Consider the following 25669-nt stretch of genomic DNA (forward strand, 5'->3'; position numbering starts at 1 on the left):
GGCCTGCGACGCTTTCGATTTCGTTCCCGAATCAGGAGTTGCCATGTCCGTGTTCCTCCGTCCCCCGATCGTCCTGGCCGGCGCGCTCGCCGCAGGCCTCTGTGTCGCCGCACCGGCGCGCGCCGAATGGATCTACGGTCGCCTGATGCCGCAGGCACCCAGCATCCAGGCCGATGGCCATTCCGGCTCCGTGAACGTCTCCAACGACGGCAAGACCGTCGTGTTTTCCAGCGAGGCGACGAACTGGCTGCCGGACACCGAACTCAACAACAAGGCCATCGCCGTCGACCTCGACACGGGCCTGATCGAGGTCGTGTCGCGCACCACGGCTGGTGCGGTGCTGCGCGGGGAGAGCCCCGCGGTGTCGCGCGACGGGCGTTACGTCGCCTTCCTCAACTATGCGCAGAACCTCGATCTCGGGTTTCCGACGTCGAACTGGCAGGTCGTGCGCAAGGATCGCCTCACGGGCGTCCTCGCGCTCGTCACCGCGAACCAGGCGGGCGATCCCGTCACCGGCAACGGCAACGACGACGACACCGTGTCGATCTCGGGCAACGGCCGCTACGTCGCGTTCGAATCGGCCGCGCAGATTTTCGGTTACCCCGTGCCCGATGGGAGCACGCAGATCTTCGTCAAGGACATGGACACGGGTGCCGTCGAACTGGCGTCGGAATCGAGCACGGGAGGTGCCAGTCCGAACGGCTGCGCAATCTACCCGAACGCCCTCTCCGACGACGGGCGTTTCATCGTCTTGCTCTGCAACAACGCGCTGGTGCCGGGTGCGGGTACATGGCAGACCTACGTGCGTGACCTCGTGGCGAACACCACCGAAGTGATCAGCCGCGCCAGCGGCGCCAACGGCGCGCCCTCGACGGCGTTTTCCAATCGCGCCGCGATATCGCCGAGTGGACGTTTCGTGGTGTTCCAGAACCCGACGTATGGCGGCCTCGGCGGCGATCCCGACACGCACAGCGGCATCTACATGCGCGACCGCGCGACGCAGACGACGGTGTCGATCCCGGCGCCCGCGGTCAGCGGCCTGGGCAGTTGCTACCAGTCCGACGTGTCCGATGCCGGCACGGTGCTGATGGAGTGTTCGACCAATCCGACCACCAATGTGTACCTGCACGTTCCCGGCGTCGCCGGTTCCCCGTTGCTGGTGAGCACGGGCCCCGGCAGCGTGCCGGGCAACGGCCAGTCCGGCTACTCGCTCGCGGTGGATGCCTCGGGCCTGTCGATGGCATTCGAATCCGACGCGACCAATCTGGATCCGGACGACACGAACGAGCGCACCGACATCTTCCTGCTGGTGGATTCCGACCTGCTGAACCGCATCTTCGGCGACGGTTTCGAGGACTGACGTGCGCCCGCGGACGGCTTATTCGAAGCCGTCCGCGAAGACGTCCGGCGGCAGCGGTTCGGCCGGAATGCCGGCCACCTCCACCGAGCCCGCGTCGCAGCGCGTGTCGACGGACACGTAGCCGCGCTGGTCGACGCGCGAACACGGCGTGCCGCTCGACAGGCCCGGATCGCGCGCCACGCTGTCGTCGCCGGGCATGCGCGTCAGCGTGGGGCCGCCGTTGTCGGCCAGCGCGCCGAGTGCCAGGTCGGCGCTGCTCACGTTGCGCTGGTTGAAGCCGCCGGGGCTCGTCGCGAGCCGGCAGGTGTTGCCGGGGGATTCGATGGTGTAGCTGCTGGTCGGCTGTGCGGCCGGATCGGAAAACGTGCACGCGCCCTGGAGGATGCTGGCCGAGAGCCGCAGCGTGGCCGGGAACTGCACCGAGCTTGCCAGCCGCACCGAACTGGCGACGCCGCCCGAGGTGTTGCCCGCAATGGTGCTGCGCCGGATCGTGCTTTCGTCGGTGCCGGACACCAGCACGCCGCCGGCGCCGGTGGCCGCGCGGTTGCCGTGCACGGTGGAGTGGTCGAGCGTCAGCGCGCTGAACGAGAAGATCGCACCGCCGACCGAACCCGACTCGTTGTCCGACAGCGTGGAGCGTTCGATCCGCAGCGTCGGTCCGGTCGACACGATGGCGCCGCCCTGCGATGCCGCGGTGTTGCCGGCGAAGGTGGTGCGCGTGATCGTGGTGTCGGCGGCGGTGCACAGTGCCCCGCCGAACGCGTCGGCGGTGTTGCCGTCGAAGCGTGCCAGGTCCATCGTCAACGTCGGCTGTTCGATCAGGTTCAGCGCGAGATCGGACTGCAGGTTGAGCGCGCCGCAGGCCTCGTCGGCGCTGTTGCCGCTGAAGCGCGTGCCGTCGGCGGTCACCTCCAGGCGCGTGGTGTCGAGCGCGTCGTCCATGTAACCGAAGTGTGCGGCGCCGCCGCTCGCGGCCGTGTGGTTGTCCTCGAACACGCTGTCGCTCACGTCGATGCGATTGAGCCCGTTCGCCACCAGCACGGTGAGCGCGGCGGCGGATTCCGACGCCAGGTTGCCGCGATACACGTTGTTGCGCAGCACGATCTCGCCGAGCGGCGCTTCGACCAGATAATTCGCCACCACCAGCGCGCCGTTGGTGCTGGTGTTGTCGATGAACTGCGTGCCGGTGATCGAGAGCGGGCCACGCGCTGCCAGCACCACGGCGCCGGTGCCGCCGGCCGTCGCGGTGTTCTGTTCGAACACCGAGTCGGCGACGGTCAGTCGTCCCGCGGCGAAGATGGCGCCCGCGGAACCGGCGTTGCCGCGCATGCCGACGCGGCGCGCATCCAGCGTGCCCACTTCGCCCACGAACACCGGACCGAACAGCGATGCGGCGGCCGCATCGGCAATGGTCAGATCCGACAACTCCAGCGTTGCCGCCGGTCCCTCCAGACTCACGCCGATCACCAGCGGCAGGTTGATCGCGGCGGTGATCGTGGTCGCCGTGCGGCCGGCACCGACGATCTGCATCGGCGTATCGATCAGCAGCGGCCCGGTGTTGTTGTTGTCGAGCGGCAGGTCTTCGTCGTATTCGAGCAGGAAGGTGCCGGCCGGCAACAGCACGCGATCGGTGCCCGGTGCCGATTGCGCGGCGATCACGGCTTCGCGCAGCGAGCAGTCGGCCGGCGCGCAGCCGTCCGGCAGCGGATCGTCGAAGCGGGTGGCGGCGAAATCCGCGGCCTGCACGCGCGCGGCGACCAGCAGCACAAGGCACAGCGCGAAACGGCGACCAGTCATGGCAACTCCCGGGACGATTTCCGGTAGCAACGCGGAAAACACATGGCAGGGGACAGTACACCTGCGACGGCGGGCACGCACGATGCCGAGCTTTCGCGCTTTCGCGCAACGCAACGGCCGCAAATGGGCTCCCGAAAATCCCCCACCGTCGTCCCGGCGAACGCCGGGACCCAGTGACGTTTCTTGTTTTTGACTTGAGAGGCGCGGAACACCAAGCAACGTCACTGGGCCCCGGCTTTCGCCGGGGCGACGGACGGGGACGGGTGGTTGCCCGCTTCGCCGGGTGTCCGAGTGCTTCGGCACCAAGGCAAGCGCGTCGCGCCCGACCTTCCCTGGGCAGCGTCGGGCTTCGCCGTGAATTCGGCCACGCACTCACGCCGCAAACGAAAACGGGCCGCATCAAGCGGCCCGTTTCCCCTGCATCGCGATCGATCAACCCCGCGCATGCAACGCGCGAGGTCGATGCATCACTTCAGCCCGGCATCCTTGCGCAGCTGCTCGGCCCGGTCCGTCTTCTCCCACGAGAACGTGGAATACGTCGAACCGTCCGCCGCCTTCACCGTCTCCGGCACGCGGCCGAAGTGGCCGTAGGCCGCGGTCTGCTGGTACATCGGATGGATCAGGTCCAGCATCTTGATGATGCCGTACGGACGCAGGTCGAAATGCTTGCGCACCAGCTTCTCGATCTTCTCGTCGGAGATCTTGCCGGTGCCGAACGTGGTCACCGAAATCGACGTCGGCTCGGCCACGCCGATGGCGTACGACACCTGGATCTCGCAGCGATCCGCCAGGCCCGCCGCCACGATGTTCTTCGCCACGTAACGCGCCGCATACGCCGCCGAGCGATCCACCTTCGACGGATCCTTGCCCGAGAACGCACCACCGCCGTGGCGCGCCCAGCCGCCGTAGGTGTCGACGATGATCTTGCGGCCCGTGAGCCCGCAGTCGCCCACCGGCCCGCCGATGACGAACTTGCCGGTCGGGTTGATATGGAACTTGGTGCCCTTGTGCAGCCACTTGGCCGGCAAGACAGGTTTCAGGATCAGCTCGCGCACGCCCTCGATCAGATCCTTCTGCTTCACGCCCGGATCGTGCTGCGTCGACAGCACCACGGCGTCGATCGCGGTGGCGACACCGTTCTCGTAGCGCAGCGTCACCTGCGACTTCGCATCCGGACGCAGCCACTTGAGCTTGCCCTTCTTGCGCACCTTGGCCTGCTGCTCGACGAGGCGATGCGACAGATGGATCGCCGCCGGCATGTAATCCTTCGTCTCGTTCGTCGCGTAACCGAACATCAGGCCCTGGTCGCCTGCGCCCTGTTCCTCGGGCTTCTTGCGATCCACGCCCTGGTTGATGTCCGGCGACTGCTTGCCGATCAGGTTCAGCACGCCGCAGGTGGCGCCGTCGAAACCGACTTCGCTGCTGTCGTAACCGATGTCGAGGATCACCTTGCGCGTCAGCGCTTCCAGGTCGATCCACGCGCTGGTGGTGATCTCGCCCGCGACGATGGCCACGCCCGTCTTCACCATGGTTTCGCACGCGACACGCGCGCGGGTGTCCTGCGCGAGGATCGCATCGAGCACCGCGTCGGAAATCTGGTCGGCAACCTTGTCCGGATGGCCTTCGGACACCGACTCGGAGGTGAAAAGGTAGTTGCTCATCGAGGGAAATATCCTTTGATTCGGATGAAAGGATCAAAAAGCGGCCGCGTAGGATACACGCGGGGCCCGGAGTATGCATCAACGCCTGCTGAAGGGCCTCGCGCGCGTCACGAACGCAAGCTGCGCGGCGCCGGCGCCGGCGCCGGCGCGGCAGCGTGCGCGGCAAGGCCGAGATAGTGCAGGTGCAGGCGCGCGACGATGGCGTCTAGCGCGTCGACGGCCCCGTCGTTGATGATGACATCGTCCGCCAGCGCCAGCCGCGCGGCACGCGAGGCCTGCGCCGCAAGCGAGAGTTCGGCCTCGGCGCGCGTCACGCCGTCGCGCCGCATCACGCGCGCGATCTGCACCTCGCGCGGCACGTCCACCACCAGCACGCGGTCGAGCCAGTCGTACGGATACGTGGATTCGGCGAGCAGCGGGATCGCGAGCAGCACGTACGGGCCCGTGGCGGCCTCGGCGTCGGCGCGCAGGCGGGCGCGGACGCGCGAATGCAGGATGGCTTCGAGATCGCGCCGCGCCTGGGCATCGGAGAAGACGATCTCGCGCAGCGTGCGCCGGTCGAGTCGACCGTCGGCCTGCAGCACGTGCGCACCGAAGCGCGCCTCGATGTCTGTCAGCGCGGCCTGTCCGGGTTCGACCAACTCGCGCGAGACGATGTCGGCATCGATCACGCGTACGCCCAGCGCTTCGAAGCGCTGCGTGACGGCGGTCTTGCCCGACGCGATGCCGCCGGTGACGGCGATCCTGAGCGGCGGGGGGAGGGTGGGAGGCATGCCGCAGGATAACGCCCGGGTCTGGCGGGGTGCTATCGCGGCGGCGCGGGGCGGCGTGGGCGAGAAGCGACCCCCTTCCGCCTGCCGGCACCTTCCCCCGCGCTGCGGGAGAAGGGATGCTTCGTGGATGCGCTTGCGGCTTGCGGCTTGCGCCTTGCGCCTTGCGCCTTGCGCCTTGCGGCGTACGGCTTGGGCCTTGCGGCGTGCAACTCGCGTCTTTTCGCTTTTCGCTTGTGGCTTTTCGCTTGTGGTGTAGCACTTGCGGTTCGCGACACGCGAACCCGTGCAATCCCGGTGCCCCGGCAGCTCCGGCCGCGCCAGCCTCTCGACCACTTCCATCGAAGGAATCCTTCTCCCGCAAAGCGGGGGAAGGTGCCGGCAGGCGGAAGGGGGTTGAGCCCCGCGAAAGCGCCTACCCCCAAGACAATCAGCAACCCACTCTCACCGACACCACTGATCCTCGCAAGGCACCCCATCATGGTCGCCATCCATCTGCACCCCGGGGCAGTGCCGCAGGAAATACACCGCTTCATCACACGACGTCATCTGCGGACACCGCGTCCGCCCGTCGCACTGAGACAGCGATTGTCCCGTCGCCTGCACACCGCGCCCGGCCTCCGCACGCGCAGGCGGATACCACTCAGGCGCAGACACCGGCGCAGATGCGCGAGCACGCTCCACCGTCACGGCGCCGTTGTCGTTGTGGATCACCAACCGCCCCTGCCGCTCCACCCACTCCCCGTGGATCACGAGCCCGACGCCCACCAGCGCCAGCAACACCAACAGTCGGCGCATCGAACTCTCCGCAGGAGACCGCGCTACATCCCCGCCCAACGCAGATACACCCCGAGCAGATCCTCGCCCCAGAACAGCTGCACCCACCCGGCCGCGGCCAGATACGGCCCGAACGGAATCGGCGTGGCGCGATCGCGCCCCTGCACCGCCAGCATGATCGAACCCACGATCGCCCCGATCAGCGACGACATCAGCAGCACCGGCAGGATCGCCTTCCAGCCGCAGAACGCCCCGACGGCCGCCAGCAGCTTGAAATCCCCGTAGCCCATGCCTTCCTTGCCGGTGAGCAGCTTGAACGCCCAGTACACCGACCACAGGCTCAGATACCCCACCGCCGCGCCGAGGATCGCCTGCGGCGGCGGCACGAACACCGGCACCAGGCTCAGCAGCAGACCCAGCCACAACAAGGGCAGGGTGAGGCTGTCCGGCAGCAGCGTGGTGCGCATGTCGATGCCGGACATGGCCACCAGAAACCCCGTGGCCACCAGCATCCACCCCGCCTGCATCGTCACACCGTAACGCCACACGATCAGCCCGAACAGCAGCGCCGTGATCGCTTCCACGGCCGGGTACTGCCACGAGATCGGTGCCTTGCACGCGCGGCATCTCCCGCGCAGCAGCGCGAAACTCAGGATCGGAACGTTCTCCCACGCGGCGAGTTTGTGCCCGCACTTGGGGCAATGCGACCGCTCCACCACGATGCCCGGCGGCGCCGGCGCCACGTCCGCGCCCGGCTCGATCCCCAACGTCTCGCGACTGTCCCGCTCCCAATGCCACTGCATCCGCAGCGGCAACCGCAGGATCACGACATTGAGGAAACTCCCGACGAGGGCGCCAAAAAAAACGGCGCTGGCAATCGCCAGCGCCGGGTATGCAACGAGAAGATGTGTCATGGAATCAAAAAGTTGCAGCAATCTTGAAGATTGGCAAGTACATACCAATCACCATCCCGCCCACCACGATGCCAATAAATATCATAATGAAGGGCTCGATCAGACTGGCAAGTGCGTCAACCGCATTGTTGACTTCCTGCTCATAGAACTCTGCCACCTTGATCAGCATCACGTCGAGCGCGCCGGCTTCTTCGCCGATCGCGGTCATTTGGACAACCATGTGTGGAAAAAGATCGACTTGGCGCATCGCAATATTGAGCTGGTAACCTACTGCAACATCATCTTTGATGCGTAACACTGCCTTTTCGTAAAGAATATTGCCCGTCGCACCAGCGACCGTGTCGAGCGCTTCAACAAGCGGAACACCAGCCTTGAACGTCACAGCAAGCGTGCGAGCGAAGCGCGCGATTGCCGAATTATGCATGATCTGACCAATAACGGGGAGCTTGAGAATCATGCGGTCAAGAAAGTGCGCGAAGGCCGGAGACCGTTTTTTTGCTTGAACAAACGCGAATATAGCACCTACGACGACGAACAGTATCAACCACCAGTACGCGACCATGAACTCTGATGCGGCGACGATCATGAGCGTGAAGGCCGGCAGATCCGCGCCGAAACTTTTAAAGACATTCTGGAACTGCGGAACGACAAAGATCAAAAGGACGGCGCTTACAAGAATAGCGACTGCGATCACCATCGCGGGATAGAAGAGCGCCTTTTTGATCTTTCCCTTTAACGTTTCGATATTTTCTTTGTAGTTTGCGATGGTATGCAGTACCGTATCGAGCACGCCAGCGCCTTCACCAGCTTTTACCAGGTTTCGATATAGTTCGTCGAACTGGACCGGGTGTTTTCCGATAGCTTCGTGCAGCGTCGATCCGCCTTCAATGCTGGCTTTGATGTCATCCAGCATTACCTTCATCCGAGGATTTTTTTGTCCGCCAGAGATAATCTCGAAGGCCGTGACAAGCGGTACGCCGGATTGCATCATCGTTGCAATCATGCGGCTAAAGACAGCGATGTCCTTAGCCGAAATGGTCTTGCCCGCTGCACCAAAAAGGGGCTTCGGCTTAGGCTTCACCATGTTCGGCGTGATGCCCTGCTTGCGCAGCTCCGCCTTGAGCAGGTTGGCGTTCTTCGCCAACGATTCTCCCTTCATCTTGGTGCCACGCTTGTCCAGCCCGCTCCAGACGAACGGTTGCAGCGGGTTGGGATTGCGCGGAGCGGTTTTGACTGCGGCTCGGGTGGCGGCCATGGCGGAACTCCCCTCGACTCTCTAGTCCTTGCGGGTTGGCATCGTTGCCCAGGCGAAGGGCATCTGCTTGGCTCACCGGCGTAGCCCCCTGCGCCGGTATCATGTTAGTCAACAGGAAAACACTGCAACTATCTCACATTACGGAGAAAATCTCCCCGAAGGTCAATCCTTCGTCACGCGGTTCATTTCGGACAGGCTGATGACGCCGGCCGCGGCTTTACGCAAGGCCGATCTGCGCAGATCAGATATGCCGATACGCGCCGCCTCCTCCGCGATCTGCATAGCGTTACCTCCCTGCAACACGATACGTTGGATCTCTTCTGTCATTGGCATCACTTGATAAATGCCAGTCCGGCCCTTATAGCCCTCGTTGCAGTCGCTACAGCCGACGGCATCGTAGATCGTCATCGTGTCAATCTGGTCAGCGGTAAATCCCTCGGCTTCTAGTGCGTGTCGGGGAAGAGAAATGGGCTTCTTGCAGTCGTGCAGCCGTCGCGCCAGGCGTTGGGCGATGACCAGCGTCACCGACGAGATGATGTTGAACGGCGCGATGCCCATGTTCATCAAGCGCGCGATGGTCTGCGGCGCATCGTTGGTGTGCAGCGTCGATAGCACCATGTGCCCCGTCTGCGCGGCCTTCACGGCGATCTCGGCCGTCTCGAGGTCGCGAATCTCGCCAACCATGATCACGTCCGGGTCTTGGCGCAGGAAGCTTCGCAGCGCGGCCGCGAAGGTCATTCCGCGCTTGTTGTTCTGTTGCACCTGATTGATGCCTGGGACGCGGATTTCGACCGGGTCTTCCGCTGTGGAGATGTTGCGGCCGTCGGTGTTGAGGATGTTGAGCGCGGTGTAGAGTGACACTGTCTTGCCCGAGCCGGTCGGACCGGTGACCAGCACCATGCCGTACGGCTTCTCGATAGCGTCGAGGAAGAGCTTCTTCTGCTCGTCCTCGTATCCGAGCTTGTCGATGCCGAGTTTGGCCGCGCTGCCGTCGAGGATGCGCAGCACGATCTTTTCCCCGAACAGCGTGGGGCAGGTGCTGACGCGGAAGTCCATCGACTTGGTCTTGGACAGGTTGAGCTTGATGCGACCATCCTGCGGCACGCGGCGCTCGGCGATGTCGAGCGCCGACATCACCTTCAGACGCGAGGCAATGCGCGGGGTCAGCTTGACCGGTGGCTTGGCCACCGTGCGCAGGATGCCGTCCATGCGCAGACGCACGCGGTACTCCGTTTCGTATGGTTCAAAGTGGATGTCGGATGCGCCGCGTTTGATGGCGTCGATAAGGACCTTGTTGATGAACTTAACAACCGGCGTGTCGTCGCCCTTTGCATCCACTCCCCCGCCGGTATCCAGTTCCTCGTCACCTCCGCTAGCTTCGAGGTTTTCTAAGCCCTCGTCGTCGCCCATGCTGCTGCCCAGGGCGTCTGCCGCGCTGAGCGCGCTCTCAATGCCTCTACGCAGCTGGTCGTCGTCCGCAAGGATCGCCTCGACCGTCAAGTTCGCGTGGAACTTGATTTCGTCAAGACCTCTCGTGTTGGTAGGGTCCGATATCGCTACACACAGCCTGTTCCCGCGCTTTAGCAATGGAAGCGCGTGATGCTTGTTGATCAATGCCTCGTCTACCAGCTTTACAGGTAGCTGGGCGAAATCGAGGCAGCTCAAGTCGAGCAAGGGCATGCCGAACTCGACTGCATTGGCTGCAGCGATCTGTGCAGAGGTCGCAAGTTTCCGGTCCAGCAGCCACTGGAAGATCGGCTTGCGCTCCTTCGCGGCCTCATCGAGGGCTCGGCGAGCGTCGACTTCCGCAAGTTGACCGTCAAGCACGAGTCGCCGTGCGATGCCAGTGATGCCGATCAGATTGCTGGCCGATGGTTGCGAACTCATCTGCCGGACTCCCCTTACGCTTTGACGCTGGAACTTTACAGCAAACTTCTGACAGGTTGCATCAACCGCGCCGCCGGCTGTTGCACCTATCCCCATGTCCGGCTAGCCGATGTGGATGGTGACCTCCCACGGTGCGTAGCTCTTGAGGCTCACGGCGGGGCTTCGAGACTCTCGCGCCGGCCCGCTTCTCGCTTTATGCTCGTGGCATGGACCCAAAGCACATGGCGAACTCAGTTGCGAAGAAGCGCGGGTTGGATCGTTCTTTGGGCACGCTAAGCGTCGTGCTACCCGCGAAGAACGAGGAGCAGGGCATCGCTGCCGTGCTGATGAAGGCAAGGGCACTGCTGCCTGATGCGGAGATTCTGGTGATCGATGACGGATCGACGGACCGCACCGCCGAGATCGCCCTCGGCATGGGGGCGAAGGTGCTGTCGTCTCCGTACTCGATGGGGAATGGTGCGGCTATCAAGCGCGGAGCGCGTGCCGCGACCGGCGCTCTCATCGCATTCATGGATGCGGATGGCCAGCATGATCCATCCTTGATCCCCACACTGGTTGAGAAACTGGAAGAAGGGTACGACATGGTTGTTGGAGCGCGCAGCGCCGCTGGCCAGGCGAGCAGATCGCGAGGTCTCGCGAACGCCCTCTACAATCGCTTGGCAAGCTGGATGACCGGATTCGAAGTCAGGGATCTGACCTCCGGATTCCGCGTCGTACGCGCCGACAAATTCCGAGAGTTCCTGCACCTGCTGCCGAACGGTTTTTCTTACCCCACGACCATCACCATGGCCTTCTTTAGAAGCGCTTATGCTGTTGCGTATCATGATGTGCCAGTGGCAAGGCGGGTTGGTCGCAGTCATTTGCGTCCGCTAAGAGACGGATTGCGCTTCCTTCTGATTATTTTCAAGGTTGCGACGCTATATTCTCCCTTGAAGCTATTTGTTCCGGCCGCCGCTGGATTTTTTCTTTTGGCTTCTGGTTATTATATACACACGTTTATCAGCCAAGGGCGATTCACGAATATGAGTGCGCTGTTGTTTAGTGCCTCTGTTATTATTTTTCTCGTCGGTCTGGTGTCCGAGCAAATCGCCGCCTTGACCTACCGCCGTGAGTCCTGAGCCGAACCATGCGTCTTCTGGTCGCTGGTTTTTATGCAAACGGTCCTGGCTATCCCAACGGCAGGATGACCCAAGCAATTCTCTCCGCTGTCCCCGGGCTCGAAGTCGTCGATCTCGGATATCCGATGTCCCAGGGCTTGGAGTTGTGGAAAATCGGAAAGGCAGGGCTAGTGCATGCGTTTTCCCTTGTTGTGCAGTGCATTGTCCTTAACGCCAGAAGCGCGCTGCGCGTGGCTGTCGCCAAGCCGGGAGTCCAGGATCTTGTCTATGTAAGATATCCTTCCGTCTTCTTCATGTCCTTTATTTCACTTTTCCCCCGGAAAGTCCGGCCGCGATGTGTCGTGGAGGCATTCATCCCGGTCTGGGACAGTATGTTCAACGACCGCGGACGTGGACGGCGGGGTGTTCGGGCGCAACTCGTGCGTTATATGGAGTCCCGCTCGCTCCGTGCTGCATGGAGGGTCATCGTTGACACGGAAGCGAATGCAGATTTTGTCGCTCAGCAGTTGGGCGTTGGGCGTGAGTCGGTGACGAGCATTCCCCTTGCTGTAGAAGAGTCGGCCTGGCGCGGTGTCAGACACAGCGTCAAAGCTGGGAACAGTTTCCGAGTGTTGTTTGTTGGCACTCTCATCCGTTTGCACGGTCTAGAAGTAATCTGTGAAGCGATCCGCCTGTTTAGGTCTGGCGAGCCGTTTGAGTTTGTTTTTGTCGGAGACGGCCAAGAGGCTCACACGTTAAGGAAACTGATAACTGATCGTCCCGACCTGTCCATTGTGTGGCATCGCGAGTGGATAGATACCGATAAGGTCGCTGTCGCGATGGCAGATGCGGATGTAAGTCTGGGTGTATTCGGTGGGAAGGGAAAAGCTTCACGAGTTCTGCCCTTTAAGGTTTACATGGCCTTGGCGGTCGGAGTGCCAGTTGTCACCCAGCGAGACTTTTCCGTGCCGGCGCGAGCTCCCGCACCTCCAGTGGTCGCGGTGCAGCCGGAAGCCTCGGCGCTGGCGGAAGCCATTCGTACATTGAGAGGAGCGCTTGATAAGCGCTTTTGGCTGCATGCGGAGGGGCGGCGATATTTTGACGCGTATCTATCGCATGAGGCTGTCCTTCGCGGCTGGGAGCGCGTCCTAACATCCCGTAACGTGGATTAGGATGGTCACTTCCGAACGTACGCGACGAGGTTTACTGCGGGCTCCGTATTGGGCCCGACGGTAACATCAAGTGCGGCTGAAAGCTCAAGAGTGGCGGAAGTCGGGCTGGGTCGGGCGCGCGACGCACGCCAAGCAATGGCTTTTCGAAGAGCCCAGATGCGAATCCTTTCGGGGACGAACTTGAGCGTCAATGGAAGCGTAAGATTGCGGATCCGTCGGCACCGTGAGAGCTCAGGGTCCATTATTTTTGACGATCCGCCCATCGTGTGGACTTCGACGCGTCCAAACGTTCGAGAAATAACCTTCTCTAATGACTCTTTGGAATATTCGGTTAGATGCCATGGGTTCCATGGTTTCTGAAACCTGAACAGCCGATGCCGCCGGTCGGGCGTCACGATCACAGCAAGGCCATCAGGTCGCATTACTCGGCGCATTTCACGCAGGTAGCGCTCGACATCTTTCACGTGTTCGATGACCTGGAAGGAACAAACAAGGTCGAAATGATTATCTTCAAAGGGAAGTGGCTTCTCCGGGTCGATGCAGGAAAAGTCTAGGTTCGGCGCTCCATATCGTTCTCTGGCGTAGGAGATCGCGTCCGCGGCGACGTCTACCGCGACGACATGCTTGGCTCGATCAGCTAGGCGGCGGCTGCCATAACCGCTTCCGCATCCTAAGTCCAGAACAAGTTTTGACGCGGCATGTGCTTCAGCCAATGCATACGTGGCGAGATGAAAGATATATATTGCGTATGCTGCGTCAGAGCGCCGATAGTCCTCTTCTATCAGGCGCTCGCTGGTTGGCTCCAGTTGTATACTATTAGTCATACTCGTTACCGATTCTTCATCATGCGTTGCAGGGCCAGACCGAGAACTAACGCAAATACGTCACCCGCCAAAGTGGATAGGCGGTGCGCAGCGGTCAGGGTTACCGCTGCGGGCATTCCTAGATAAGGGGAGAGCAATAGTAAGAGAACCCCTTCTCTGGCCCCGATTCCGGCGGGCAGGCCGGGTGCAAGAAATCCAGCTGTCCACGCTACGGAAAAACTACCGGTTAAATATAGCAGTCCCGGATTTCGCGAATCCGATCCGACCAGCGCGTAAAGCCCGATGCCAATAACAATATAGTTGATTGCGTAGACCGCCGCACACACTAAGGCAGTACTGGGCCGTATCAATGTCCACAATGTCCCGAGGCCAGCGTTGGGCGAATCCGTCGCAAACCTTGCCCTTACGCGTGCGGCGAGTACAGCCAACAGAATACAGATTAAAATCAGCGGTACGATTGACCGAGCACCGATATCCGAAAAATCGATCAAGAGTGCCAGCGCGGACATGGCTGCCGCGATCCCCAGCGCAATGCATGCTTCGGCTAGCAAACTCGTGGTTGCAATTTTTCCAGGAACTCCGGCTCGCACAAGCATGCCACCACGGAGCAAGTGCTGCGCGAGATTGCCTGGTATGTAGCGGGCAATCTGGCTGATACACAGCGTGTGGATCGAGATCGAGACGGGGATCCTCGCGCCTAGATCTCCAAGTATCCTGGCATGAACAGTTCCGGTCAGCGGATAAATCAGTGCAAAGCACGCAGAACTCAGGAGAAACTCAGGCAGCACTGACGGCCTTCGCGAGAACAGTGAACATATGGCATCCCACTGCTCCCACAGCTGAAGTGCGAAGAAGACGCAAGCGGAGGTCGCTAGCGCGATACCAAGAAGTCGAAGTGTCCGGTATGGAATCACTTCTTGCGAGCCACGACCAAAAAACCCGTGCCTAGATTGCTCCGCAGGAATAGCACTTGGCCTATCGTTGCAAATTTTAGCAGTAGTCGTCCGGACGCTGTGCTCATAACGGCAAACGCTCGTGTGCCAGCCCGTCGATCGATGCCACTTCGCTCATTGTTCGCCTCCCGGTCCGGTGTGCCATCTGCGCGGCGAAGGGTCGAGGAAAAGTATGTATGACGAGACATCAGGTCCATAAGATTGGCTGCTGGAAAACCGTAGCATTCGATGTTATGCACCGCGAAGCCGCCTGCTTGCAGCACCTGCACAATCTGCTTTTTCTCGTACCGTCGCACGTGTCCAGCCCATTCGTCCGCAGGCCCCCATCTGCGCATATGTGCTGGAACCGACAGAATCAGCTCTCCGCCGGGACGTAGCCATTGAGCCCAATCGCGAACGGCCCCGGCGTCATCTTCAATGTGTTCGAGCACTTCGAGAGCCAGGAGGTAATCGACGGTGGCTGACCGCGGTGGAGTCCGACTGAGGAGTCGGGGGGCAGTCTCAGGATTCGCGGTCGCGATTCGTCGAGCCAGTTCCATTGCGGATGCGGAGCTGTCAAAGCCCTCACAGTCGTATCCGAGGTGACTGAGCTCATGCAACAGCGCCGCTGCGCCACAGCCTATCTCCAACAGCCGTCCGCATGGCTTTGTGCTCAGATACCGCATCACTCGATCGCGGCGAAGAAGATATCGTGGCATCGGTATCCAGCCCGACTCGGGCCAGACTGGGCCCAACTCGTTCGTCCAGCGTTGCCGTGATTTGCGGATGGTAATGTTTGTCGCCTCGAGACTCTGGCGGATGGAGTGTGGTGGGGCGCGCGACGTCTATGCTGGTCCGCGCTCCCGCATCTCTTTCCTCAATGCCTGCGCTGCCTCAATCTGACCGGACCGTTCAAGGTAGCGAACTGCGGCCTGCCCTACCGGCAATCGGGGAATTGAGCGGTATGATGCCACTGCGAGGGGTGCGGCCGCATCCCATTGTCCGGCACGCGCGTGGAACTTGCTTGCAAGGAACAGCATGTCGTTCTTTGGCGGGGCTCGGTTGTCCTGATTAGCTGCGGCGCCTACGAGACTGTCGATGGTCGCCGCCAAGTCCTCGTCCGGAACACGGCAACGACCCGCATCGCTCATGTCGTACAGCATCATCGCGCTCTGGGCTTCTGCGACGGTAAGCCTCTCTGGAGCGTGTTGGCGCACGGTGGAAAGCAAGCGAGCGTCCGCTCCCGTCCCGAGCACACATTGCACTGAGAACTGATCGAGACTGCCGAGCAGCCGTTCTCTTGGTCGTTCACTGTTGGCGATGTTGGCGAATATTTCCAGAGCTTCTGGCGCGCGATAAGCGCTCAGAGCCCACAGAGCGCGCTCTTGTCTGGCGCGAAGGGACTGTGGGCGGTTTTCGTACGCCTGTTGGACGATCGATCGCTTGCTCGTCCACACAAACGCTTGGGACAGTGTTGTAGTCGCAAGGCCGGCAAAGTAGGCGATCGACAGGCTGGCAACAAGTATCGCCCGGGTACGTGAAACGCGGGCACGTTTGATCAGCCACGCGAAAACAGAGGCTGCAGCCAGCAAAAGGCCAACGCTCGGGAGGTAATTGCGATGTTCGTAGTAAAGCTCCAGCGGTAGCACGGTCGACTCGACGCCATGCGCAACTACGAAGAAGAACCACCCTGCGAAAAATCCGGGAAGATGCTTACGGACTGCGACAGCAATCCAGGAAGTTGTAGCAATTCCCATCCAGCACCACACAGTTCCCGGCGGCGACAACAACCCTTTTGAAATGGCGAAGTCGTCGGTGTATACGCCCATGAGTCTTCCGCGAGGAACGGCGGTCATGCCGATGTACTCGACCAATGCCCGCCCTTGCGACAACAGCCGCTCGTATAGTGTGAAATCCCGGAATTCGTAGCCTCCCAGAAATGTCCGTGGCGACCACGCGAACATCAGCAACCCCGCGGCGAGCGGGAGTGCGAGAAAGAGGATGAAAAAGATCTTGACTTCCTTCGGGCGATGACCGGAAAAATACGCGGCTTCGAACACTAGACACAGAGACGATGCAACAGCGGCGTTTTCCTTGCTCAGCATTCCGAGCCCCCACATGAGCGGGAAAAAGAGGAAAAGCCACCATCGTGCGTGTTCTTTTTCGGAGTGAGCCAGTAGAGCGCGGCCCCGGAGGTAGGCACAGAGACCGAGCAGAACGAACAGGCTGCTCAGCTGCGCCATCCGCTGCACGACATACAGGACGGTGCTGACGTGCAAAGGATGCAATACCCAAATAGCGGTCAGCAATGCTGCCAGGCCGGCAGCATGCCGTGACAGTTGGGAGTCATTCTGCAGCGCTATCCGCAATAGCAACCAGATCGCCGTTGCCGTCAGAAGGTGGATCAGAAGATTCCCGGTCTTGTAGGCGAACGGGTCGACGCCGCCGGCTAAGGCGCTCAACGTGAAAGTCGCCATAGCGACTGGGCGCCCGAGGGCTCCCGATTCGTTTCCGCTGACAACGGCGAACCAACTGGCTTCCCCGTCCAGCCAGAGCTTTATCGGTTGAAGGTTGACCGCATCATCGAAAAGGAAGGGGCCGGGCAAGCCGGCGCTATAGATGAGTGCTGCGACGATGAAGGCAGCACACATTCCCGCGGTCGCGCGCGACATCCGCGGTATGGGCGGTGTCACCGGGTCTGCCCGACGACTCCCGCCGTCAACAAATTCACGGTCGACATTCTGCGGGAACGATGACCAGATTCGTTCCCCCGGGGACGGTGCAACGCCATTCCAAGCCCCCGCTGATGACGGTGGGCGTGAGTGTGAAGGTGACAGCACCGTTGGGAGTGGAGGTCGCCGCGGTAATGATCCCGCCGTTGGCGATGTTCACGCTTGTGCAGTTGTCCGATGCCACGAACTGGAAGCCGGTATTCGTGGATGTCACAGCCGACAGCGAGCCGCGATCCTGAGCGGTCTCGGATACGGCGAGCTTTGCGCCAGCGGCGACGTTCAGGCACTCGGTGTTCTTGGTGCGCGCGATGTAGTCAAGGTACGTCGGCAGCGCCAATGCAACCAGGATTCCAATGACCGCGATCACGATCATCAGTTCGATCAGAGTGAATCCTGCCTGGCGCTTCATGCAGCCCCCTGAAGGCAACGATACGGATAGATCTGTGTGTATAAGTCTGCTGCAAAAAAAAGAGCCCCGGATGAAATCCGGGGCTCCTTCCTGAAGCCGATCTCTAAATTATCAGCGGCATTCCGCCGGAATCTGCGCGTCGTTTGCCTGGCCCGTGGCAGAGCAATCCCACTCGATGCGGCCCGCGGCGGCAGTCGGTGCCAACGTGAACGTCACGGCCGGGCCGCCGGTAGCTGCACCGGTGATAGCAGTGATATTGCCACCGTTAGCAATGTCGACCGAGGCGCAATAGTCGCTGGCGGTAAACGAGAAGCCGGTATTGGTGGTCGTAACCGCAGCAAGAGAACCACGGTCCTGCGCCGTCTCGGCGACCGACAGTTTCGCGCCCGCAGCGACGTTCAGGCATTCGGCGTTCTTCGTGCGAATGGTGTAGTTCTGATATGCCGGCAGGGCGATGGCGATGAGGATGCCGAGGATCGCGATGACGATCATCAGTTCGATGAGGGTGAAGCCTTTCTGCATGTTCTTCATGGAATTCCCCAAGAGGTGTGGTAGTTAGCTAACAAGTCGCCGCAACGCCGACTGGCTCATCGCCTGGATCCCTGGCCTCAGAAGACCAGACCACGTCGCGGTCGCGGGAGCACTAGCACGAGGCGTGCCAGCTGCTAAGAGCTGAAAAAACAGCTTCGGAAACAGTTTGTTGCAATCCGGCCTACCGCAGAATGCGCGCGATCGGTCCGGAAGTGTGAGCTTCGTCACAAATGCGCACGATGCGCTAAGGGCTCGCGACCTCACCATTGCGTCATTTATTGACCATCTTGGTCAGCTTTGGGCGTGCGGGTAGCCCATGGGTTCAGGTCCACGGGCGCAATTGGCGTCCCGGTTGCGGGGTCGAGCAACATCAGCGCGGTTCCGCGCGCTCCCTGCAGAGGCAGGTAGCGCAAGTTGCGCACATCTTCGCCGCCGACACGCAACAACGCAGCCTGCTCTGCGCTGCTGGCTTGCGCGAAAATTTCGGACACGAGCGGTGCACGTGCCAGCAAACCTTCCTGGACTTCGTCGAAAGGCACGTAATAGCGCGGCAGCGTATGCACATCGTTTCCAGCGACGGCTCGCTCGAAAATGTTCGCGCGTAGTGCTGCATCGAGTGGAAGGACGGCCCCAACCCGCTGAGGTCCGGACCACGACAGGCGGTTGTACGGTTCCTTGCCTTGTGCGAGATCTCTCGGATCGATCTCGTTTGCTGCGACGAGATTGAAGCGATCGATCACGCCCACGAGGAACACCGGCCGCACCTGCGCGAGAGTGTAGACACCGTAAGCCAAAAGGGCGGCCTGGATCATGCCGATGACCGCCAGATCCATCCGCAGACTGGGTTTGCCCTTCTTGTAAACGATCAGGGTTAGGAGCGGGCCGGCTGTGATGTCGACAACTGCAATGATCGCAATCAGCGCGTCGACTTTGCTCATGTGCAGAAGCTCGGGTGGATACCAGAGCGACAGCACAATGCCGAGCAACGCAATGATCACAACCGCGCTGATGGCAAGGTGGATCCCGGCTGCTTTCCAGCGTGTCATTCGAATACCTAGAGCGGCTTTGAGAGTGTGGTGTCGAGCGTGTCGTCGGATCAGTCGATCCCAAGCTTCTTGAGCTTGTACCGCAACGCCCGGAACGTGATCCCGAGCTTCGCCGCGGCTTTGGTCTTGTTGTAGCGGCACTCTTCCAGCGCCTTGACGATGGCGTCGCGCTCCAGGCGTTCGATGTAGTCCGGCAGGTCGGCCGGCACGGCCGGTTGCTGGCCGGTGATGTACACCGGTTTGCCGACACCGCCGGCGGGGCTGGGCGTGGTGCCGGGCGTGCCGGCGGCGCGGGGCGTGGGCAGACGCAGGTCGTCGGTGGAGATGACGGTGCCGTCCGACAGCGCCAGCGCACGTTCGAGGATGTTTTCGAGCTCGCGCACGTTGCCGGGGAACGGGTAGTCCGTGAGCATCTGCACCGCGTCCGGCGCGATCTTCGGGGCCGGTTCGCCGAGTTCCTGCGCCAAGCGCGCGAGCACATTGTGGGCGAGGGCGGGGATGTCCTCGCGCCGCTCGCGCAGCGGCGGCACCACGAGTTCGATCACGTTGATGCGGTAGAAGAGGTCGTGCCGGAAGCGGCCGTCTTCCACCAGCGCGGCGAGGTTCTTGTGCGTGGCCGAGAGGATGCGCACGTCGACCGGCAGCTCCGCGTTGGCGCCGACGGCGCGCACGGATTTTTCCTGGATCACGCGCAGCAGTTTCACCTGCATGTGCAGCGGCAGTTCGGCCACTTCGTCGAGGAACAGCGTGCCGCCGTGCGCGGCCTGGAACAGGCCTTCCTTGTCGCCCTGCGCGCCGGTGAAGCTGCCCTTCTTGTGGCCGAAGAACTCGCTTTCCATCAGTTCGGTGGGGATGGCGCCGCAGTTCACCGGCACGAACGGCCCGGCGCTGCGCGGACCCTGCTCGTGGATCAGGCGCGCCACCAGCTCCTTGCCCACGCCCGACTCGCCGCTGATGTACACGGGTGCCTGGCTGCGGGCCACCTTCGCGATGGTGGCACGCAGCGCGTTCATCGCGGCCGATTCGCCCTGCAGGCGGTTGTTGGAGGTCTGCTGCTGCGCGCGGCGCTGTTCGGACAATTGCAGCGCGTTCTGCACCAGGCGGCGCAGCACCTGCAGATCCACGGGTTTGGAGACGAAATCGAACGCACCGGCCTTCAGCGCATCCACCGCGGCGTCGACGTTGCCGTGCGCGGTGATCATCGCCACCGGCGTGTCCGGGTAGCGCGTGGCGATGAGCTCGATCAGATCCTGCCCGGAGCCGTCCGGCAGGCGCATGTCGGTGAAGCACAGATCGTACTTGTTCGCCGCCAGCTGCTGCCGCGCGCTGGCCACATCCGCCGCGGTGTCCACGCGCAGGCCCATGCGGCCGAGGGTGAGCACCAGCAGCTCCCGGATGTCACGTTCGTCGTCGACGATCAGGGCGGTGCGGGGGGTGGGCATGGCGGGTAGGTCAGCGCGGACTGAGTGCGAGTGGCGGAACCTTAACGGGTGGCGGGGGGAAAGCCAACTGAGCATTGACACAGGGGCGCTCGAACGAACTCGTAGAACGGATACGAAAAACCCGGACCCGATGGGCGGCGGTTTTTCGTTGTGCAGCCGGCGTCACGGTTCTCTCCGATCAATGTGTCAATCTTTCCCTTTGCGCCTGTCGGAGGGTTGCTGGATGAAAGCTCCCCCTGTTGGCCGCGGAAAAGCTCTCGTGGCTAGAGCGAACGCTCCAGAGCACGGGTGCTTGCGACATACGTGTGTTGCGCCGACAAACGAACCGACCGCAAATCGGTACATCAGATCTTTGCTCCCAACGTCATCGGTCCTGGGGAAATTCATGTGTCGTCTACTGTGCGCCTTGATCTTTCTGATGTTGCTGCCTTCGATCGCGCCTGCGAATCCCGAGCTCGGCTGCCTACCTGCGGAGGAAAATGCCGAAATTGCCTGGGTTTTCAGCGGGGTTGCTTATCCAACGCTTGAGTGCGCGGAAGAAGCGATGCGCGCGGTGCCCGGCAACGCCGATATGGAGCGTAAAGACGAAGACATCCTGAGCGAGCCTAACACCACTATTCGATACCACATCACGCCGAAGCCGCCATCCATTTTGGCGGAATGGTGGATGCTTGCAGGTAATGGGTACGGATATTGCCAAGTAGGGAGTCCCTGGGATCCTTACGGATTCTGCGGCTCGGAATCAGAAGCCGTGGACACCTATATTGCCCTGCTGGAAAACTCGAATTTTTGCAACGTTGAAATCACAGAGCCGAGCAATCCATATGCATTGCATGGATTGATCTCCCCGCTCGAGATGGTTGACAACGTGTTTTATTTTACAGTTCAACATGTTAGGGGCGGGTGGATTGTCGAGCTTGGATCTTCGAGTTCGCCGCCCGCTTGCAATCCGCACCCGACGTTGGGGGCCTCAATGTCTCGACGTACACAGGCCAAATGCCCACCATTCTATACGACTACGAACAATGGCCAAGACTGGCCCCATGCATTCTGTATAAACAACCGCACGGCTACCATTACAACTCGCATCCGCCAGATATGTGCCGCCGGCGAAGGCAATCCCTGCTCGCCTACCACCGGCAACAAGACCATCACGGCAAGTGACATCACCACGCCAGCGCTGTCCTTCAACCGCACCTACAACAGCATGGCAAACTTCAGCACGCCCGGCATGCCCACAGGGTGGACGCACGCCTATTCGGATCGGTTGGAAGGCCACTTCTACGGCACCTACCCGACCATCTACCTGATCGACGGCAGCGGCAACCTCGAGCAATTCAAGCTCGTCAGCGCAAATCTCTATCGCAGCGTTAATGCGCCAGGTGATGTGCTCACCGTCAACGGCAGTGTGACCCTGCTGCGCGCGAGCGGCGCCGCCAAGGGCTTCGACTCCGGCGGTCGTCTGATCTGGACGCGCTCGCTCGGTACCGACCCGTCTACCGAAAACACGCTCACTTACAATGCTGCCGGCCGACTTGCCAGTATCTCGAACCCAACGGGGCGTAGCCTGAGCTTGGCATATTCCAATGTCGGAAAGCTCGCCAGCCTTACCGCGCCGGATGGCAGCGTCGTCGAGTATACCATCGATGCATTGAACCGCCTCGAATCGGTTACATACCCCGGCGGCGCTTCTGTGAACTACATCTACGCCTCACCCACGTCAAACCTGATCACTGGCATCATTGATGAACTCAACGCGGATTATGCCACCTACACCTATGACGATCAGAGTCGCGCAACATCCAGCGAACACGCTGGCGGCGCCGAACGGGTTGAGCTGGTCTACCTGGAGGAAGGCAAAACCCGTGTCACGCGGTCGAATGGTGAAGTGGTCGATTATCTGTTCGACCACAGTTCGACCTTCTTCCGACTCGAATCCGTCGACGGCGTCGAAGGGTCGCAATCCTACGTTCGCGATGGGCAGGGCCGCATCACGGCGATGACTGATCGCAACGGCACTGTCGAAGAATATGAATACTCGAACACGCATCGAACTGCCGTGGTCCGTGCGGCGGGCGAGCAGGAAGAGAGTCGTGCCGAGACCGACTGGCACGCTACGTTCGCCGTCCCAACCGAGCGTCGCACTTACAACGCCGGCAACGTGTTGGTCGCAAAGTCGAACTGGAAGCAAAACACGCGCGGCCAAGTCTTGACGCAAACCGCAACCGATCCTTCGACGCTCGCCACTCGCATCACCACCTACACCTACTGCGAACCCTCCGACGTCGCGCTGCCGAACTCCACCTGCCCCATCCTCGGCCTGATCAAATCCATCGACGGCCCCCGCACCGACATCGCGGACCTCACCACCTACGCCTACTACCCCGCCACCGACGAATCCGGCTGCGCCACCACCGGCCCCTGCCATCGCAAGGGCGACCTGTGGAAAGTGACGAACGCCCTCGGCCACGTGACGGAGACGCTGCGTTACGACCGCGCCGGCCGCGTGCGCGCGTCGAAGGATCCGAACGGCATCGTCACCGAGTTCACCTGGCACCCGCGCGGCTGGCTGACGGTGCGCACGGTGAAGGGCGCCACCGCACCCGCGGACGCCACCACCACCTACGCCTACGACGCCGTCGGCCAGGTCACCCGTATCACGCAGCCGGACGGCGACTATCTCGACTACGAATACGATGCCGCGCACCGCCTGGTTGCCATCGAGGACGCGCTCGGCAACCGCATCGACTACACCCTGGACGCTGCCGGCAACCGCACCGCCGAAACCACCTCCGACGCCGCCGCCGTGGTGAAGCGCCAGCTCACCCGCGTCTACGACCAGCTCGGCCGCCTCGACGAACAGCTCGATGCACAGAACCGCGCCACCGCATTCGAGCACGATGCCAACGGCAACCAGACCGCCATCGTCGACGCGCTGAATGTCGAAACCCGGCAGGAGTACGACCCGCTCAACCGCCTGAAGAACACCATCCAGGACTACGCCGGCCTCGATGTCGAAACCGGTTACGCCTACGACGCGCTCGACCGCCTGGTGACGGTGACCGACCCGAAGGGCCTGGACACGCACTACACCTACGACGGCCTCGGCAACCTGACCCAGCTCGACAGCCCGGACACCGGAATCACCACGTACACCTACGATGCCGCCGGCAACCGCCACACGCAGACCGACGCCCGCGGCATCACGGCCACGCACACGTACGACGCGCTGAACCGGCTCACCGCCACCACGTATCCGGACAGCAGCCTCAACGTCGCGTACGTCTACGATTCGGCAACCAGCAAGGGGTGTGGCAACCGAATCGGTCGTTTGGCGGCATCGACGGACGCAAGCGGTACCACGTCCTACTGCTACGACCAGCGCGGCAACGTGGTCAGCAAGAAGTGGATCGCGTCGGGCAAGACGCTCACGACCGAGTATGCATACACAAGAGGCGATCGCCTGCAGAAGATCACGTTGCCGACCGGACTGGCGCTGACCTACGAACGCAATGGACTGGGACAGATCACATCGGTCAAGCGCACCGATCCCACGCCGAGCCAATCGATCGTCGCCGCCGCCACCTACCTGCCCTTCGGCCCGCTGCAATCGCTCACCTTCGCAGGCGGCGCCACGCAAACCTTCGAACACGACCAGAACTATTGGACCGACGGCGTCATCGGCACCGCGCTGGACCTGGACTTCACCCTGGACGCCACCGGCAACATCACGGCCGCCAACGATCCCGCGCCGGCCAGCGCACGCCTCTACAGCTACGACCCGCTCGCGCGCCTGACCGACATCGAAACCGGCAGCAATACGTTGATCGAAGCCTTCACCTACGACGGCACCGGCAACCGCCTCACCAGACAGACCGGTGGCGGCACGCAGACCTACGGCTACCCGCCCGACAGCCACCGCCTCGCATCGATCGACGCCCAGCTGCGCAGCTACGATGCAATGGGCAGCCTCACCGCACGCGGCACCGACACCTTCACCTACGACGACCGCCAGCGCCTGTCCGCCTTCGGCACGACGGCGTCCTACACCTACAACGCCCGCGGCGAACGCGCGAGCAAGACGGTGGCCGGCGTCACCACGCAGTACGTCTACGACGAAGCCGGCCACCTGATCGCGGAGCTCGACCCGAGCACCACCCCACCGACCGCGCTGCGCAGCTACGTCTGGCTCGACGACCGCCCGGTGGCCGTCTACGCCCACACCGGCGCCTACGCCGCCCAGTGGCTGCACATCCACACCGACCACCTCGGCACGCCACGAGCGATCACCCGCCCGGCCGCCGCCAATGCCACCATCTGGCGCTGGGACTTCAACGGCAGCGCCTTCGGCGACCACGCCCCGCACACCGACCCGGACGGCGATGCGACCCACTTCACGTTCAACCTGCGGTTCCCGGGGCAGTACTTCGATGCGGAGAGTGGGCTGCACTACAATTACTTCCGAGACTACAGCCCGCCCGAAGGGCGATATATTGAAAGTGATCCAATTGGGCTGGTAGGTGGAATAAGCACCTACTCCTATGTGCGGGGGAGGCCGCTATTGCTGACCGACCCCTTCGGCCTTGCTGACTTGCGTTGCGGGCCGGGTTATCGAGCAGTACCAAACCCCAACAATCCTTCCTCGAGCTCGTGGCTTTGTCTATCCGACCCTGAGAGCGATCCAGATGAGAGAATTTGCGTCACCGGTGAATGCGCTAGCGGCATCCTGCCAAATAGAAAACTTACTTGCCAACAATCCTGCAACTTGTGGGTCGGCCTAATATGCGGCCCCATTGCGACAGCCGCTAACAGTGATCCGATTGAAGCAGGAATGGCCTATTCAGGGTGTCGTTTGGCGGTGCTCGGTGGCTGTGAAGCCCACTGCAGCAATCAGTGCGAAGAGTGATGGCTTATGACCCAGCGCCAGAAAAAAATTGTTCTCTTGGCTATCCTGGAGGCTATCGCAGTTGCGCTAATAGTGCTTTTTCTCAAGTAGCCATTGTCCGCGCGCACCGCAAGCGGTGTTTGTCAGTATTGGATTTCCGGCGCCCCGTCCCTGCGGC

At 61.9% G+C, this 25669-nt stretch carries 19 protein-coding genes; 4 read left to right on the forward strand and 15 right to left on the reverse strand.

Annotated features, from left to right (window positions below):
• The first annotated feature begins 43 nt into the window (after window positions 1-43).
• Complete coding sequence (locus HNQ52_RS12495; RefSeq protein WP_183961502.1) at window positions 44-1360, forward strand: TolB family protein; 1317 nt, start codon at window positions 44-46, stop codon at window positions 1358-1360.
• An 18-nt stretch (window positions 1361-1378) separates the two neighbouring features.
• On the opposite strand, the gene HNQ52_RS12500 is transcribed toward HNQ52_RS12495, so the two are convergent.
• The 7 genes from HNQ52_RS12500 to pilB form a co-directional block, all read right to left on the reverse strand.
• Window positions 1379-3157: a right-handed parallel beta-helix repeat-containing protein gene (locus tag HNQ52_RS12500; RefSeq protein ID WP_183961503.1), complete on the reverse strand. Its 1779-nt coding sequence runs from the start codon at window positions 3155-3157 to the stop codon at window positions 1379-1381.
• 467 nt (window positions 3158-3624) lie between these two features.
• Window positions 3625-4818 carry a methionine adenosyltransferase gene (gene metK / locus HNQ52_RS12505; RefSeq protein ID WP_183961504.1) on the reverse strand — a complete coding sequence of 398 codons (1194 nt, stop codon included), beginning with the start codon at window positions 4816-4818 and terminating at the stop codon, window positions 3625-3627.
• 107 nt (window positions 4819-4925) lie between these two features.
• A complete protein-coding gene (gene coaE / locus HNQ52_RS12510) occupies window positions 4926-5591 on the reverse strand; it encodes a dephospho-CoA kinase (RefSeq protein ID WP_183961505.1) in 666 nt (221 codons plus the stop codon).
• A gap of 441 nt (window positions 5592-6032) precedes the next feature.
• Complete coding sequence (locus tag HNQ52_RS17665; RefSeq protein WP_425486496.1) at window positions 6033-6386, reverse strand: excalibur calcium-binding domain-containing protein; 354 nt, start codon at window positions 6384-6386, stop codon at window positions 6033-6035.
• 23 nt (window positions 6387-6409) lie between these two features.
• The gene (locus HNQ52_RS12520; protein ID WP_183961506.1) at window positions 6410-7279 is read right to left on the reverse strand and encodes a prepilin peptidase; all 870 of its coding nucleotides are present in this window, start codon (window positions 7277-7279) and stop codon (window positions 6410-6412) included.
• A 4-nt stretch (window positions 7280-7283) separates the two neighbouring features.
• On the reverse strand, window positions 7284-8534 hold the full coding sequence (locus tag HNQ52_RS12525; protein WP_183961507.1) for a type II secretion system F family protein: 1251 nt from the start codon (window positions 8532-8534) through the stop codon (window positions 7284-7286).
• A 162-nt stretch (window positions 8535-8696) separates the two neighbouring features.
• Complete coding sequence (gene pilB, locus HNQ52_RS12530; protein ID WP_183961508.1) at window positions 8697-10421, reverse strand: type IV-A pilus assembly ATPase PilB; 1725 nt, start codon at window positions 10419-10421, stop codon at window positions 8697-8699.
• A 221-nt stretch (window positions 10422-10642) separates the two neighbouring features.
• On the opposite strand from pilB, the gene HNQ52_RS12535 reads away from it, so the two are divergent.
• Both HNQ52_RS12535 and HNQ52_RS12540 read left to right on the forward strand, forming a co-directional pair.
• Window positions 10643-11539: a glycosyltransferase family 2 protein gene (locus HNQ52_RS12535; RefSeq protein WP_183961509.1), complete on the forward strand. Its 897-nt coding sequence runs from the start codon at window positions 10643-10645 to the stop codon at window positions 11537-11539.
• 8 nt (window positions 11540-11547) lie between these two features.
• A complete protein-coding gene (locus tag HNQ52_RS12540; protein WP_183961510.1) occupies window positions 11548-12690 on the forward strand; it encodes a glycosyltransferase in 1143 nt (380 codons plus the stop codon).
• 5 nt (window positions 12691-12695) lie between these two features.
• Here the strand turns inward: HNQ52_RS12540 and HNQ52_RS12545 are convergent, their stop codons facing one another.
• The 8 genes from HNQ52_RS12545 to HNQ52_RS12580 form a co-directional block, all read right to left on the reverse strand.
• A complete protein-coding gene (locus HNQ52_RS12545) occupies window positions 12696-13514 on the reverse strand; it encodes a class I SAM-dependent methyltransferase (RefSeq protein ID WP_183961511.1) in 819 nt (272 codons plus the stop codon).
• Window positions 13515-13519: 5 nt separating this feature from the next.
• Window positions 13520-14302 carry a hypothetical protein gene (locus tag HNQ52_RS12550; protein WP_221282061.1) on the reverse strand — a complete coding sequence of 261 codons (783 nt, stop codon included), beginning with the start codon at window positions 14300-14302 and terminating at the stop codon, window positions 13520-13522.
• Between the two features lie 122 nt (window positions 14303-14424).
• The gene (locus HNQ52_RS17670) at window positions 14425-15165 is read right to left on the reverse strand and encodes a class I SAM-dependent methyltransferase (protein WP_425486497.1); all 741 of its coding nucleotides are present in this window, start codon (window positions 15163-15165) and stop codon (window positions 14425-14427) included.
• A gap of 126 nt (window positions 15166-15291) precedes the next feature.
• Complete coding sequence (locus HNQ52_RS12560; RefSeq protein WP_183961514.1) at window positions 15292-17118, reverse strand: hypothetical protein; 1827 nt, start codon at window positions 17116-17118, stop codon at window positions 15292-15294.
• A 55-nt stretch (window positions 17119-17173) separates the two neighbouring features.
• Window positions 17174-17587 (reverse strand): pilin, encoded by a 414-nt coding sequence (locus HNQ52_RS12565; RefSeq protein ID WP_183961515.1) that lies wholly within the window; start codon window positions 17585-17587, stop codon window positions 17174-17176.
• 111 nt (window positions 17588-17698) lie between these two features.
• Window positions 17699-18118: a pilin gene (locus HNQ52_RS12570; RefSeq protein ID WP_183961516.1), complete on the reverse strand. Its 420-nt coding sequence runs from the start codon at window positions 18116-18118 to the stop codon at window positions 17699-17701.
• Window positions 18119-18393: 275 nt separating this feature from the next.
• Window positions 18394-19164, reverse strand: coding sequence for a TfpX/TfpZ family type IV pilin accessory protein (gene tfpZ, locus HNQ52_RS12575; RefSeq protein WP_183961517.1), 771 nt, complete (start codon window positions 19162-19164; stop codon window positions 18394-18396).
• 50 nt (window positions 19165-19214) lie between these two features.
• Window positions 19215-20606 carry a sigma-54-dependent transcriptional regulator gene (locus HNQ52_RS12580; protein ID WP_183961518.1) on the reverse strand — a complete coding sequence of 464 codons (1392 nt, stop codon included), beginning with the start codon at window positions 20604-20606 and terminating at the stop codon, window positions 19215-19217.
• A gap of 406 nt (window positions 20607-21012) precedes the next feature.
• Between HNQ52_RS12580 and HNQ52_RS12585 the strand changes: the two genes are divergently transcribed.
• Window positions 21013-25512 carry an RHS repeat-associated core domain-containing protein gene (locus tag HNQ52_RS12585; RefSeq protein ID WP_221282062.1) on the forward strand — a complete coding sequence of 1500 codons (4500 nt, stop codon included), beginning with the start codon at window positions 21013-21015 and terminating at the stop codon, window positions 25510-25512.
• Window positions 25513-25669: the final 157 nt, after the last annotated feature.

Source organism: Chiayiivirga flava (assembly GCF_014202825.1).
In the GTDB taxonomy this organism is placed as follows: domain Bacteria; phylum Pseudomonadota; class Gammaproteobacteria; order Xanthomonadales; family Xanthomonadaceae; genus Chiayiivirga; species Chiayiivirga flava.

Coding starts and splice junctions, on each gene's coding strand:
- HNQ52_RS12500 (WP_183961503.1), bottom strand. CDS start 3,157: ATGACTGGTCGCCGTTTCGCGCTGTGCCTTGTGCTGCTGGTCGCCGCG.
- HNQ52_RS12520 (WP_183961506.1), bottom strand. CDS start 7,279: ATGACACATCTTCTCGTTGCATACCCGGCGCTGGCGATTGCCAGCGCC.
- HNQ52_RS12565 (WP_183961515.1), bottom strand. CDS start 17,587: ATGAAGCGCCAGGCAGGATTCACTCTGATCGAACTGATGATCGTGATC.
- coaE (WP_183961505.1), bottom strand. CDS start 5,591: ATGCCTCCCACCCTCCCCCCGCCGCTCAGGATCGCCGTCACCGGCGGC.
- HNQ52_RS12570 (WP_183961516.1), bottom strand. CDS start 18,118: ATGAAGAACATGCAGAAAGGCTTCACCCTCATCGAACTGATGATCGTC.
- HNQ52_RS12545 (WP_183961511.1), bottom strand. CDS start 13,514: ATGACTAATAGTATACAACTGGAGCCAACCAGCGAGCGCCTGATAGAA.
- HNQ52_RS12525 (WP_183961507.1), bottom strand. CDS start 8,534: ATGGCCGCCACCCGAGCCGCAGTCAAAACCGCTCCGCGCAATCCCAAC.
- HNQ52_RS12540 (WP_183961510.1), top strand. CDS start 11,548: ATGCGTCTTCTGGTCGCTGGTTTTTATGCAAACGGTCCTGGCTATCCC.
- pilB (WP_183961508.1), bottom strand. CDS start 10,421: ATGAGTTCGCAACCATCGGCCAGCAATCTGATCGGCATCACTGGCATC.
- HNQ52_RS17665 (WP_425486496.1), bottom strand. CDS start 6,386: ATGCGCCGACTGTTGGTGTTGCTGGCGCTGGTGGGCGTCGGGCTCGTG.
- HNQ52_RS12535 (WP_183961509.1), top strand. CDS start 10,643: ATGGCGAACTCAGTTGCGAAGAAGCGCGGGTTGGATCGTTCTTTGGGC.
- HNQ52_RS17670 (WP_425486497.1), bottom strand. CDS start 15,165: ATGCCACGATATCTTCTTCGCCGCGATCGAGTGATGCGGTATCTGAGC.
- HNQ52_RS12580 (WP_183961518.1), bottom strand. CDS start 20,606: ATGCCCACCCCCCGCACCGCCCTGATCGTCGACGACGAACGTGACATC.
- metK (WP_183961504.1), bottom strand. CDS start 4,818: ATGAGCAACTACCTTTTCACCTCCGAGTCGGTGTCCGAAGGCCATCCG.
- HNQ52_RS12560 (WP_183961514.1), bottom strand. CDS start 17,118: ATGTCGCGCGCGACCGCGGGAATGTGTGCTGCCTTCATCGTCGCAGCA.
- HNQ52_RS12495 (WP_183961502.1), top strand. CDS start 44: ATGTCCGTGTTCCTCCGTCCCCCGATCGTCCTGGCCGGCGCGCTCGCC.
- tfpZ (WP_183961517.1), bottom strand. CDS start 19,164: ATGACACGCTGGAAAGCAGCCGGGATCCACCTTGCCATCAGCGCGGTT.